The organism is Paracidovorax citrulli, assembly GCF_900100305.1.
In the GTDB taxonomy this organism is placed as follows: domain Bacteria; phylum Pseudomonadota; class Gammaproteobacteria; order Burkholderiales; family Burkholderiaceae_C; genus Paracidovorax; species Paracidovorax citrulli.
In genome coordinates this window covers 46,022-58,858 of sequence record NZ_FNEY01000023.1, presented here as the reverse complement: position 1 = coordinate 58,858, position 12,837 = coordinate 46,022, and the positions used below count along the sequence as shown (strand labels likewise).

Annotated in this window: 11 protein-coding genes; 3 read left to right on the top strand and 8 right to left on the bottom strand. The window is 69.9% G+C overall.

The window, feature by feature from the left end; translation table 11 throughout:
- The first annotated feature begins 18 nt into the window (after window positions 1–18).
- Together BLR99_RS15495 and BLR99_RS23735 are read left to right on the top strand one after the other, a co-directional pair.
- Window positions 19–1,302 (top strand): TRAP transporter large permease, encoded by a 1,284-nt coding sequence (locus tag BLR99_RS15495; RefSeq protein ID WP_011796500.1) that lies wholly within the window; start codon window positions 19–21, stop codon window positions 1,300–1,302.
- A 125-nt stretch (window positions 1,303–1,427) separates the two neighbouring features.
- Entirely contained in the window at window positions 1,428–2,981 is a 1,554-nt protein-coding gene (locus BLR99_RS23735; protein WP_011796499.1) for a methyl-accepting chemotaxis protein, read from the top strand.
- Window positions 2,982–3,226: 245 nt separating this feature from the next.
- On the opposite strand, the gene BLR99_RS15485 is transcribed toward BLR99_RS23735, so the two are convergent.
- The 6 genes from BLR99_RS15485 to BLR99_RS15460 form a co-directional block, all read right to left on the bottom strand.
- Window positions 3,227–4,537 (bottom strand): tetratricopeptide repeat protein, encoded by a 1,311-nt coding sequence (locus BLR99_RS15485; protein WP_011796498.1) that lies wholly within the window; start codon window positions 4,535–4,537, stop codon window positions 3,227–3,229.
- Window positions 4,538–4,633: 96 nt separating this feature from the next.
- A complete protein-coding gene (locus tag BLR99_RS15480; RefSeq protein ID WP_017438366.1) occupies window positions 4,634–5,989 on the bottom strand; it encodes a glycoside hydrolase family 18 protein in 1,356 nt (451 codons plus the stop codon).
- Window positions 5,990–6,170: 181 nt separating this feature from the next.
- Window positions 6,171–7,775, bottom strand: a complete 1,605-nt coding sequence (locus BLR99_RS15475) for a hypothetical protein (protein WP_011796496.1) — start codon at window positions 7,773–7,775, stop codon at window positions 6,171–6,173.
- A 126-nt stretch (window positions 7,776–7,901) separates the two neighbouring features.
- Window positions 7,902–9,017 carry an acyl-CoA dehydrogenase family protein gene (locus tag BLR99_RS15470; RefSeq protein ID WP_011796495.1) on the bottom strand — a complete coding sequence of 372 codons (1,116 nt, stop codon included), beginning with the start codon at window positions 9,015–9,017 and terminating at the stop codon, window positions 7,902–7,904.
- Between the two features lie 150 nt (window positions 9,018–9,167).
- Window positions 9,168–10,373, bottom strand: a complete 1,206-nt coding sequence (locus BLR99_RS15465) for an acyl-CoA dehydrogenase family protein (RefSeq protein ID WP_074687348.1) — start codon at window positions 10,371–10,373, stop codon at window positions 9,168–9,170.
- Window positions 10,374–10,440: 67 nt separating this feature from the next.
- A complete protein-coding gene (locus tag BLR99_RS15460) occupies window positions 10,441–11,139 on the bottom strand; it encodes a YceH family protein (RefSeq protein WP_011796493.1) in 699 nt (232 codons plus the stop codon).
- Between the two features lie 67 nt (window positions 11,140–11,206).
- Between BLR99_RS15460 and purN the strand changes: the two genes are divergently transcribed.
- Window positions 11,207–11,785, top strand: a complete 579-nt coding sequence (gene purN, locus BLR99_RS15455) for a phosphoribosylglycinamide formyltransferase (protein ID WP_011796492.1) — start codon at window positions 11,207–11,209, stop codon at window positions 11,783–11,785.
- A gap of 46 nt (window positions 11,786–11,831) precedes the next feature.
- Here purN and BLR99_RS15450 read toward each other — a convergent pair whose 3' ends face one another.
- Window positions 11,832–12,392, bottom strand: coding sequence for a hypothetical protein (locus tag BLR99_RS15450; RefSeq protein ID WP_046059743.1), 561 nt, complete (start codon window positions 12,390–12,392; stop codon window positions 11,832–11,834).
- A 123-nt stretch (window positions 12,393–12,515) separates the two neighbouring features.
- Window positions 12,516–12,785, bottom strand: a complete 270-nt coding sequence (locus BLR99_RS15445) for a DUF1653 domain-containing protein (RefSeq protein ID WP_041827530.1) — start codon at window positions 12,783–12,785, stop codon at window positions 12,516–12,518.
- Between the last annotated feature and the right edge of the window lie 52 nt (window positions 12,786–12,837).

The window sequence follows — 12,837 nt, the reverse complement described above, 5'->3', positions numbered from 1 at the left end:
GCAGAAGGAACTGACGCCATGGCCATCACCCTCTTCGTTTCCGCCCTCCTGCTGATGGCGCTGGGCTTTCCCGTCGCGTTCGCGCTCGCCATGTCGGCCGCCATCGCGGTCTTCGTGGGCGGGCGCTATCCGCAACTGATCGTGTTCAAGGAGATGTTCACGGGCATCGACAGCTTCCCGCTGATGGCCGTGCCCTTCTTCATCCTCGCGGCCGAGATCATGTCCGGCGGCGCGCTCACCGTGGTGCTGCTGCGCTTCGCCGCGCAGTTCGTGGGCCACCTGCGCGGGGGCCTGGGGCACGCCAACATCCTGTCGCTCACGCTGTTCTCGGGCATCTCGGGCTCGGCCCTGGCCGACGCGGCGGGGCCCGGCTCGATGATGGTCAAGATGATGGACAAGGCGGGCTACTCGCGCGCCTACGCCGCCGCGCTCACCGCCAGCACGGCCATCGTGGGGCCCATCATCCCGCCCTCGATCATCATGATCATCTACGCGCTGCAGGACGAGCAGGTCTCGGTCGGCGCGCTCTTCATCGCCGGCTTCGCGCCGGGCATCCTCATCGCCGTGGCCATGGCCATCGTCAACTGGCGCGTGTGCGTGCAGCGCGACTACCGCTCCCGCGAGCCGCGCCCGGGCGGCCGGGAAATGCTCGCCAACAGCATCCGCGCCATTCCGGCCCTGATGCTGGTGGTGCTGATCCTGGTGGGCATCCGCTTCGGCATCTTCACGCCCACCGAGGCCTCCGTGGTGGCCGTGTTCTACGCCCTGGTCTGCGGCAAGTGGATCTACCGCACGCTGGAGTGGAAGGCCCTGCCGCACATCGCCGCACGCTCCGCGCTGCTCACCGCCTCGGTGCTGCTGGTGGTGGCGGCCTCGGCCGCCTTCGCCTGGGTGCTGACGGTGGAAGGGGTGCCCCAGCGCCTGGCCGAGACGATCGTGGGCTGGAACCTCTCGCCCGTCACCTTCCTCATCGCGGTCAACATCCTGCTGCTGCTCTTCGGCATCTTCATGGAGCCGCTGCCGGGCGTGATGATCCTCGTGCCCATCCTCGCGCCCATCTCGGCGGCGCTGGGCATCGACCCGATCCACTTCGCCATGGTGGTGATCGTCAACCTCACCCTGGGCATGATCACGCCGCCGGTGGGCGGACTGCTGTTCGTCACCTCGGTCGCCACCAAGGTGCCGCTGGCGGCGCTCACGCGCGAACTGCCGCCGTTCCTCGTGGCGCACCTGATCGTGCTGGGCCTGCTCACCTTCGTGCCCGCCATCTCCACCTGGCTGCCGCACGCACTGGGCTTCTGAGAGGGCGGTACCCCGGCACGTTGTAGAAATGCCGTCATCTTTGATGAACGTGTATTAATTCCTTACGTTTCTGGCACCATGGGACGGCCTGCACGGATGAGTTGCAGTTCGAGGGGTTCCGTTCCATGCCGCTATTCAAAAACATCACATTGGCGCAGAAGCTGGTCGCGCTGGTGGCTTTCTTCCTGGCCGTCGTCCTGCTCGTCGGGGCCACGGGCCTGGCCCAGCTGCGCGCGGTGAGCGCCGCCCAGCGCGAGATGTACACCGACACCGTCGTCCCGTTGCGCAAGGTGGTGGACGGGGGCCGGCAGGCGGCGGTGCACTTCCGGCGCATGTACCCGTTCATCCTCAAGACCGACGCGAAATCCCGCGAGGAAACGCTGTCGCTCAACCAGCAGTCGGAGCAGTCCGTGCTCGACGCCATCGGCCTGCTGCGCCAGGACGATGGCAGCGCGGAACTGCGCGCCACGGGCCAGAAGCTGGCGGACACCTGGGCCCGCTACAAGGCGTCGGTGGCCAGGCTGCAGGCGGCTGCGCAGGCCGGCGATGCGGAAGCGGCCATGGGCGAGCTCAACGCCTCCACCGACCGGCTGCACGTCGAGGTCCGCAACCTGCTGCTGGAAGCCGGCAAGCTGCAGGAGCAGCAGGCACGGGACGAGACCGAGCGCGTGGCCGCCTCCGTGGACCGCACCTTCCGCATCGTGTCCGCGCTCATCGCGGCGGGCGCGGTGCTCGGGGGGCTGCTGGGCTGGCGGATCATCCGCTCCGTCCTGCGCCAGCTGGGCGGCGACCCGGCCCAGGCAACGGCGATCGCCCGCCAGATCGCGGACGGCGACCTGCGCGAGAGCTTCGCGGCAGGCGCGGGCGACACCTCCAGCCTGGTCCACCATCTCTCGGCCATGCGCCTGCAACTGGCCCAGGTGATCGGGCAGGTCCGCCAGTCCGCGGACGCGGTTTCCCAGGCCTCCGTGGAGATATCCTCCGGCACGAACGACCTCTCGGCCCGCACCGAGCAGCAGGCCGCCGCCCTGGAGCAGACGGCCGCATCGATGGAGCACCTGGGCTCCACCTCGCGCCAGAACGCCGACAGCGCCCGCCAGGCCAATGAACTTGCCGTGAACGCGAGCACCGTGGCCGTGCGGGGCGGGGAGGTCGTGGCCGAGGTCGTGCAGACCATGCGCGGCATCAACGATTCCAGCCGCAAGATCGCGGACATCATCGGCGTGATCGACTCCATCGCCTTCCAGACCAACATCCTGGCGCTGAATGCGGCAGTGGAAGCGGCCCGCGCCGGCGAACAGGGCCGCGGCTTCGCCGTCGTGGCCGGAGAGGTGCGGCTGCTGGCCCAGCGCAGCGCCCAGGCCGCGCGGGAGATCAAGGACCTGATCGGCGCCAGCGTCGAGCGCGTGGGCCAGGGCTCGCAGCTGGTGGACCGGGCAGGCACCACCATGGCCGAAGTGGTGTCCGCCATCCAGCGCGTCACCGGCCTGGTCAGCGAGATCAGCGCCGCCAGCGGGGCCCAGAGCGACGGCGTGGCCCAGGTCAGCGAAGCCATTACCGTCATGGACCAGGGCACCCAGCAGAACGCCGCGCTGGTGGAGCAGAGCGCCGCCGCCGCCCAGTCCATGCAGCAGCAGGCCGCCCACCTCGTCCGCGCCGTGGACGCATTCCGCATCTGAGCCGCCAGAGCTCGCCGCCCGGCGCCTCCGAGCCTGCGGAAGCTGAAACGCCTTGGTGCCAGACCCCGCCGAGAAAAAAGCGCGCCCGAGGCAGGCTCGGGGCGCCAGCGTTGGACAGGCAGTGCGCCACCCATCCGAAGGCCGCGGAGCAGGCCATGTCAGCAGACGCCGCAGAACCGGCTCCGCCGGGCTGCCAGCGTCGTCCCCCCGGGGGGAAGGCGCCGCAGGCGCCTCAGGGGGGGCCGTTATTTCCTTGCGGTTACCAGGAAGCCCTGCACGGGCTCATTGCCGTCGTAGCGCAGCAGGAGATCCTCGATCTCCACCGACGTGAAGCCCGCCGCCCGGCACACGGCCAGGGCGTGGCTGCGCTTGTGGGCGTAGCGGCCACTGGCCTGCAGCACCAGGTCCGGGCCCTCTTCGGGAGCGGCTTCGCACGAGAAGAGGAAGTCGCCGTTCGGCACGATCAGGCGGAAGGCGTCGGGCACGGTGTCCGACAGGTCGCCCGCGTAGATGAAGACATCCAGCGCCGCCACCACGTCGTAGGTGGAGGAGGGCGTGTCGCGCAGCGCGTCCAGCAGGTTGGCATTGTGGAAGCGGTCGTACACGTTGTGGCGTGCCGCCTGCTCGATCATCTTCATGGAGATGTCCACGCCGATGAGGAAGCCGTCGATGCGGCCCAGGCACACGCCCAGCAGTCCCGTGCCGCAGCCCAGGTCCAGCACGTTCATGTGCTTGTCGGGGTAGCGTGCGAGGATCTTTTCGGCCGCGATCTTCGGCAGCTTGTACTTCAGTCCGGCGACCATGTGCTGGTCGTAGAGGCTTGCGAGGTTGTCGAACAGCGCGCGGTGCAGTTCCGGCGGCTGGTGCTGCGGCGTCACGCCGTGCGCGATGGCCGTGTAGTAGGCCACCACGGAATCACCGGGCGCGAGTTCCATCAGCGCCGTCGTGTCGGCCACCGCCTGCGCCGGCGTGCCGGCCGCGATGCAGGCCTTCACCCGGCCCAGGCGGGCCTCGGTGTCCTGCGGGTTCTCGTCGATCAGCGCGCCCCAGACCTGCAGCGACTCGGCGTGTTGGCCCAGGTCGCTCAGGTCGCGGGCGAGCAGGCGGCGCAACTGCACGTCGCCGGGCACCATCTCCAGGCCGCGGCGCAGGTGCCGCACGGCCATCTCCAGGTGCCCCGCGCGGTGGGCGATGTCCACCACGCCGGCGAGCACCACCAGGTTGCGCGGCTCGCGCGCGGCCAGCTTCTCGGCCAGCTCCACGGCTTCGCGCAACTGGTTCTGGCGCGCGTGCAGCAGCGCCAGCTCCAGCTGGCCCGGGCCCCAGTCGGGCGCCAGCGTCACGGCGCGGCGCAGCCCGTCGAAGGCCTTCGGGATATTGCCCGCCTTCTCGGCCATGAGGCCCGCCAGCATGAACACGCGCGGGTCGTTGGGCTGGGTGCGCTGGGCCTTGTTCAGCGTGAGCGCGGCCTGCTGCAGGTCGCCGCGCGCGATCTGCTCGCGCGCCGTTTCGAGGTGTTGGCGGTTCGGGTCGGTGGGGGTGGCAGTGGCGCTCATGTCTCGTGCTGAAAATAGAGAGCCGGGCGCTCGGCCCGGCTGCAGGGAATCACGGGATTATCCCGGATTCGCCTTCCACGGCGCGTCCCGCGGGTTTCAGCGGCCCGTGGACAGCTCCTCTCCCGCCGCGCGCACCAGCTCGCCACCATCGCCGGAAAGCTCCCAGAACATCATGCCGCGCAGGCCCGCGGCCCGCACGGTGCGCGCCTTCTCGCGCACGACCTGTTCGTCGTCGAAGGTCCAGAACGTGCTGCCGTCGAAAAGCCAGGCCGCGCGCGACCACGCGTCCCGGTGGCGCGTGAAACCGGGCTTGGCGCGCACGGTCTTGAAATCATCCACGCCGGCCTCGTAGGTGCCCTGCGCGGGCCCCGTGGCCGGCTGGTAGAGGCCGTTGCCAGCCGGATTCACGCCGCTCCATCCCTGCGAGTACAGCGGTGCGCCGACCACGAGCTTGCTGCGCGGCACGCCGGCCTGCAGGTACCGGCCGACGGCTTCCACCACCGAGAGATCCTTTGCCCGGTCGGGGTCGCGCGGGCTGGGTGCGAGCGCGGCCTGGTGGTTGGTGCGGCGCTCCGGGGAAACATGGAGGTCGTAGGCCATCAGGTTGATGAAATCCACCGTCTTCGCCACGGCCGCGAGCTCGATCTTCGCGCTGTTCTGCGGGCCCGCGGGGGCCGCGATGGTCAGGCGCAGCGCCGGGTCGATCGCATCGAGCTGCCGGCGGAATTCCTGCAGCAGCAGCGTGAAGTTCGCCGTATCCTCTGGCCGCACGATATTGCCCGGTGCAGCCTCGGCGGCGACGTGCTCCCAGTCGATGTCGATGCCGTCGAACACGCCCGCGGCCGGGCCGTCGCCTTCGGTTTCCCCTCCGGTGCGGCCGCGGATGAAGAGATCGACGCACGACTTCACGAACGCGCTGCGCGACGCGGGCGTGAGCGCCGCGTCGGAGAACCACTTCGATCCGTTCCATCCCCCCAGCGAGACCAGCACCTTCAGCCCGGGCCGCAGGCGCTTGAGCGCGCGCAGCTGCTGGAAGTTGCCGCGCAGCGGCTGGGTGTCGTCCACCGCCGTGCCGTCCACGCTTTCCTCGGCCGTCCAGGGACGCTCCACGTCGGCCCACGCGTCGCCGAGCCGACAGCCCACCGGGCCGCTGCCGTCCGCGCTGGCGGGCGCCACGCTGCCGAACGCATAGTTCAGCGTGGTGATGCGGGGCAGGGCGCCCTGGGAGGCCAGGCTTCTCGCGGTGTAGCCGCGGGCATAGATGCCCCAGGACGTGAAGTAGCCCACCATTTCGCGTGCGGGCGCTGCCGCGTGGGCGTAGGCGTGGGCGTGGGCGGACATGGCGAAGCGCGGCTGTTGCCCGGCGTCCGGCGCGGCCGTGCCGCTCCAGGCAGGGGCGGCCAGGAAGGCCAGGCAGGCGATGCCCAGGGGGCGGGTCCAGGTGGGCCTCATGTGCGGTGCTCTTCAGTGTGCAGGGCTCCGCACTCTCGGCCCGGGGAGGCAGCGTGTCAATGCAGCGCCATGCATGCAATGCCGAGGGTGCCGCTTTGGGATGCGGCCGCGCCCGGCACGGCGGCGGTCCGCGCCACGTGGCATGTGCAGCCCCGGCCTCGCGCCATGGCTGCACTTCCCGTCAGGAGGCCGGCGTGTTCAGCTCTTCGGTGCTGCAGGGGCGGAAGCTGCCTTCTTCCGTCCGCCGGACACAGAAGCCGCCGCCATAGACCCGGCGCGGTGACTTGTAGAAAACGATGTGCCCACCGGCATCCACTTCGAACTGGTAGTTGCTGTAGGTGCCCGTTGCCCCGGACCCGTCGCACACGTAAGTTCCGGAGGGGCTGACGAGGCTCCGGCCGGCGAACCGGTAGCTGCCCGTGTAGGTGCAGCCCCCGGTGCCATCCCCGCCGTTTTCGACCATCTGGAACTGCCCGTCGCGTGCCTGGAACTTGAGCTGCAGGGACGGTGCGCCCCCCAATGTGGAGCCTCCGGCGTACCGGATGCGATAGGTCTGGTTGAACCGCGCCGTGAGATCCTCGTACTGGAACCGCACGATGCGCCGGGGCGTGTCGCCGGGCAGGGTGACGGTGCCGGTGGTGGCCGAGTCGAAGGTGATGCGCATTGGGCCCAGGTCGGCGGCCTGCTCGCCACTGCGGGTACCGCCGCCCAGCACGGGCCCGTTGCGGTATTCCTGCAGGTTGCCGGTAAAGGCCGTGTCGCCTTCGGCCCGTACGCCCCCGGCCTGCAGGAAGAGCGAGGAGCCGTCGGGCCGGTAACCTACATAGGTCACCACCATGGCGCGTCCCTGCTGCGTGTCGATCTGCAGGCTGCGCCCGGGCCGGCCGCTCACCTCGCCCTCGAAACCCCAGATGCCGGGTTCCGGCTGCGTCTGGAACCCTCGTGCCGTGGGGCAAAGCCCCGGCCAGTCCATGAAGACGGCACCCCCCATGCAGTAGCCGAGCAGGTCGGTGGACGCGCCGTCACGCCACAGGGTCCCCCGGAATATGCCATCGGCCTGCATCATGAAATGCTCTGCGCGGTAAGCGCCTGTCTCCTGCGTTCCATCGTCCTTGGTGCACAGGTACGTCCCGTCGGAAGACACGCCCGAACCTGCGGGCTGGATGTTGCCGGTATAGATGCAGTTTCGCCGTTCCGCGCTGGTTTCGATCTTCATGGAGAGCTGGCCATTCTCCAGCTTCATGTCGATTTTGTGGGGAGTTCTCGAGCTCTGCGTCGCGCCAGCGAAGGTATCGGCGGCGATGGAGTCGCGCGTGAGCCGTACGGCAGGATCTTCGTACTGGTAGCGCGAAATACGCCGCGGCACGTCGCCCGGCAGCGTGACGGTGCCCGTGGTGGGCGTGTCGAAGACGATTTTCACGGGGCCCGCGGTGGCTGCGGTCTCGCCCTGGCCGGCGCCGCCGCCGATCACCGGGCCGTTGCGGAATTCGCTCAGCGTGCCGTCGAAGGTGGAAGAGGTGTTGGGCCGGATGCCCGCGGCCTGCAGGAAGAACGACGAGCCGTCGGCGCGGTACCCCAGGTAGGAAACGGCCATGGTGCGGCCGGCCTGGGTGTCGATGTGCAGGCTGCGGCCCGGGCGGCCATCCAGCTCACCGTCGAAGCTCCACATGCCGGGCTCGGGCTCGGCCGTCTGGGCCCAGGCGGGCGCGGCACAGGCGGCGACGATACCGCCCAGCAGCAGGGCAGATGCGGATGGGCGGCGGGATGGCAATGGCGTGTGATGCATGGAACTCCCTCGGGTCAAGTGACATGTCGGATGAACCTCGCACTTGAACACAGAGTTCCCGCCCTGCCTACCCCTCCGTCGCGGGGTTCGTGTTACCGCGCCCAGACGGTCGCGTTGTCGCCCGGGTCAGGCGAACACGCCCGCCGTGTCCTGCATGCGCGCCGACACCTCGCCCAGGTGGTGCAGCGTATCGCCCCAGGTCATTTCCAGTTGCGTGAGCTTCTTGAAGTAGTGGCTGCCGATGTATTCATCGGTCACGCCGATGCCGCCATGCAACTGCACGGACTGCTGGCCCACGAAGCGCATCGACTGCCCGAGCTGCACCTTCGCGCGCGACAGGGCGCGGCGGCGCTCCTCGGCGGGGGCGCCGAGCTTCAGGCTGGCGTAATAGCTCATCGAGCGCGCCAGCTCCAGCTGCATCTTCATGTCGGCCACGCGGTGGCGCAGCGCCTGGAAGGTGGCGATCGGCACGCCGAACTGCTTGCGCTGGTTCATGTAGTCCACGGTGAGCGCCACGGTCTGGTCCATCACGCCCACGGCCTCGGCGCACGCCGCGGCGATGCCGATGTCCACCGCGAGTTCCAGCGCCGCGAGCCCGTCCTCGGCGACCAGCGTGGCCGGCGCGTTGTCGAACTGGACCTCCGCCGCGCGGCTGCCGTCCTGCGTCACGTACCCGCGCGTGGCCACGCCCTGCGCGCCGCGCTCGACCAGGAAAAGGGCCACGCGGCCCTGGTGCTGTGCCGGCACCAGGAACGCATCGGCCTGGTCGCCCGCGGGCACGAGGCTCTTGGTGCCCGTCACCGTGGCGCTGTCGCCCGAACCGGTGGCCTGGGCCTCGCAAACGTCCAGCCGGTAGCGTGCCTTGCGCTCCTGGTGCGCCAGCACCACCAGTGCCTCGCCACTCGCGATGCGCGGCAGCCACGCGGCCTGCACCGCCTCGGGTGCGCACTGCGCCAGCATGCCGCTGGCCACGAAGGTCTGCGCCAGCGGCTCCAGCACGATGCCGCGGCCCAGCTCCTCCATCGCCACCATGGCATCCACCGCGCCCTGGCCCAGCCCGTCGTGCGCCTCCGGCACCGTCAGTGCCGTCAGGCCCAGCTCCGCCAGCTCGCCGTACGCCGCACGGTCGAACCCGCCCGCCGCCACGATGCCGCGGCGCCGCTCGAACGTGTAGCCCTTGTCCACCCAGCGCCGCACCGCATCGCGCAACGATTGCTGGTCTTCAGAAAAATCAAAATCCATGTTCGTCTCCAAAAGCCGTTCAGGGCGGGGCGCTTGCACGCCCCCCTTCAAAGATCAGCGAAGCTCATGCTGGAGCCCCCTCGCGGAGGGGGCCTGGGGGAGCGGTGCGTTACCGCGCCAGCGAAACATCGTCGCTCCCTCGGAAGCAAATCAGCCCAGCACCGTCTGAGCGACGATATTTCGCTGGACTTCGTTGCTCCCCCCGTAGATCGTGGTCTTGCGCAGGTTGAAGTAGGTGGACGCCAGCGGCGCGTTCGCCACCGTGCCGCCCGGGTAGCCGCCCAGCGCGCCCATCGCCGCGTCGCCCTGCCAGCCGGCCTCCATGGCTTCTTCGATGAAGGGCAGGGAGTACGGGCCGGCGGCCAGCATCATCAGTTCGGCATAGCGCTGCTGGATCTCGCTGCCGCGGATCTTGAGCAGGCCGGCGATGTCCAGCGAGTTCTTGCCCGACTTCTCGGCCGAGAGCACGCGCAGCACCAGCATCTCCAGCGCCACGATGTCCACCTCCAGCAGCGCGATCTGGTCGCGCAAGCGCGGGTCGTCCCACACGCCCTCGGTCTTCGCGATGCGTTTGAGGCGCTCGAGCTCGCGCTTGCTGCGATTCACGTCCGCGATGTTCGTGCGCTCGTGGGAGAGCAGGTGCTTGGCGTAGGTCCAGCCCTTGTTCTCCTCGCCGATCAGGTTCTCGGCGGGCACTTCGACGTTGTCGAAGAACACCTCGTTCACCTCGCATTCGCCGTCCAGCAGCTTGATCGGCCGCACGGTGACGCCGGGCGACTTCATGTCCAGCAGCAGGAAGCTGATGCCGGTCTGCGGCTTGCCTTCCGTGCTGGTGCGCACGAGGTTGAACATCCAGTCGCCGTACTGGCCCAGCGTGGTCCACGTTTTCTGGCCGTTGACGATGTACTTGTCGCCGCGGCGCTCGGCGCGGGTCTTGAGGCTGGCCAGGTCCGAGCCCGAGCCCGGCTCGCTGTAGCCCTGGCTCCACCAGACCTCGCCGCTCGCGATGCCGGGCAGGAAGCGCTGCTGCTGCTCGGGCGAACCGAAGGCCATGATCACGGGGGCCACCATCACCGGGCCGAACGGCACGATGCGGGGCGCACCGGCCAGCGCGCACTCTTCCTCGAACAAATGCTTCTGCACGGCCGTCCAGCCGGGGCCGCCGAACTGCTTGGGCCAGCCGAAGCCCAGCCAGCCCTTCTTGCCGAGGATCTTCGCCCAGCCCTGCAGGTCGTCGCGCGTCAGGCGCAGCGCGTTGTGCACCTTGTGCGCGGTCTCGGCCCGCAGATGCTCGCGGACCCACGCGCGAATCTCTTCGCGGAAGGCCTGTTCTTCGGGGGTGAAAGCAAGGTCCATGCGGTGTCTCCGTGTGAGCGCCGGCGTGGCCGGCGCGATACCGCAATTTGTAGCACGGTCGTGCTTTTTATGGCTGTCCGGGGAGCGACACCCCGAGCTGGCCGCAGAGCGCCGCCAGCGATCCCCGCAGAGCCGCTACCTCGGCCTCCAGGGCCGCGACACGCTCGGCCAGCGCCGGATCGGCCGCCCGGGCGGAAGATGTCGGGGCCGCGGCCTGCGCCGCCTGCGCGGCCATGTCGGCGGCGCTCAAAGGGCCGCAGAGCAGGTGCGTCCAGCGCGATTCGCGGGCGCCCGGCGCGCGCGGCAGCAGGGCCACCAGCGGGCCGCCTTTTTCCTCGCTGCGCGACTGCAGCTCGTCCAGGAACGCCTCGACCGATGAGATGTCGGCGAAACGGTGCCAGCGCTCGGCATTGATGCGCAACTCGCCCGCCGTCTGCGGGCCGCGCAGCATCAGCAGCCCGAGCAGGGCCGCGGACTGGTCGGGAACGCCCGCCGCGCGCGTGAAGTTGTGCTCCCAGCGGGTGGCGCGCTGGCCGCCGATCTCCACCACCATCGCGCGGCGGCGCAGGCTGTCCAGCGCTTCCTGCACTTCGGCGTCGGAAAGCGTGGTCACCGGATCCCGGCTCGATTTCTGGTTGCAGCCGGTCACCACGGCATTCAGGGTGAGCGGATAGCTGTCGGGCACCGTGCGGGCCTTTTCCATCAGGGTGCCGAGCACGCGGGCTTCGGCGGCGGTCAGGGGCTGGAGGCGGGGATCGAAGGGCATGGAAACAAGGCGGGTGGCACCGCCGCAGGCAAGGAGGAGGAACGGACGCGGCGATAATCCGCGCCCCATGAAGAACATCGTGATTTTGATCTCGGGCGGGGGCTCCAACATGGCGGCCATCGTGCGGACGGCCCGCATGCAGGACTGGGCAGGCCGCCACGGCGTGCGGGTGGCGGCCGTGCTGAGCAACAAGGCCGATGCACCCGGCCTCGCCTGGGCGCGTGAGCAGGGCATCGCCACGGACGCCGTGGACCACCGGGCCCACGCTTCGCGCGAGGCCTTCGATGCAGCACTCGCGCAGCGGATCGACACACACGATCCCGCGCTCGTCGTGCTGGCCGGCTTCATGCGCATCCTCACGCCCGGCTTCGTGGCGCATTACGCAGGGCGGCTGGTCAACATCCACCCTTCGCTGCTGCCGGCCTTTCCCGGCCTGCATACCCACCAGCGCGCCATCGACGCGGGCTGCAAGGTGGCCGGGGCCTCCGTGCACCTCGTCACCCCCGAACTGGACGCGGGGCCCATCCTGGCCCAGGGCGTCGTGCCGGTGCTGCCGGGGGACACGGCCGAGCGCCTGTCCGAGCGGGTGCTGGCGCAGGAGCATGCGATCTACGCACCGGCCGTGCTGCAGTTGCTGCTGTCCTGACGCTTTGGCCGATACGGCCATGCGGCCAGCGCGGTGAGCCGGCGGATCAGAGCGCCGTTACGATCTTTCCGGGGTGGCTGCCGTCCAGCAGGTCCCTGGCCAGCTGCGCCTGGTGCGGGTCCGTGGGATGGACCACCACGGCCCAATGCCCGTCGCGCAGCGCGGAACGGACCTGGGTGATCAGCCGCACGTGGTCCGGCCGCAGCGAGACCAGCCCGCCGAGCAGCACACCGAAGGCCGTGGCGATGCCGACGATGGCGAGGAAGGCCTGCAGCGGACTGCCCGCCACCACGGGCTGGCTGCCGCGCAGCAGCCAGGCGTAGAACAGCACGCCCGCCAGGGCGCCCGCCAGCCCGGTCACGAGATGCGATCGCGGCAGCGTGCGGAAAACGCCTCGCTGGTCCGGTTCCAGGGCGCGGCCGAACAGGTCCGCCCGCGAAGCGCGTGCGTCCTGCGGGCCCAGCAGCCGTACCTGCCCCGGCCGCAGGCCATGCAGCCGCAGCAGGCGGCCGGCGAGCGCCTCGGCCGGTGGTTTGTCATCGTAGATTCCAGCGATCTTGGTCAGGGACTTTTCCCCGAACATGCCTTGCAGCGGATGGTCCGTCATGGACCCAACGTTAGGCAGGGATGGACTGCCGGCCTGTAGGACGCCTGCCGCTGCCCGCGACGGGCGTGCGCCGCGGGCGGACGCAGGCCGGCTTCTGACGCGCCTGCGGTCGCCTTCGCGTCGTCAGCCTGGCGTACTGCCGGAGGCGACGGGCTCGAACCGCGGCCGGGCCAGCCCGTCGATGAGGACCGTCTCCGCGAACATGGCCGCGGGCCGTACCCACAGCCCACGGTCGCCGTAGAGCGCCCGGTACACCGTCATCGGCTCCAGCGTCTCGCTGTGCCGCGCGGTACCGACGACCTCGTAGAGCATGCCTTTGTAATGCCGGTAGAGGCCGGGAGGGGTGGGCTGCAGCGGAGGCAGTTCGCCATCGGGGTGGGAGGGACTGTGCATCGCCGGATTGTGCGCTTGCTCTGCAGCCACCCGGGCACTCCCGACGCCCGGC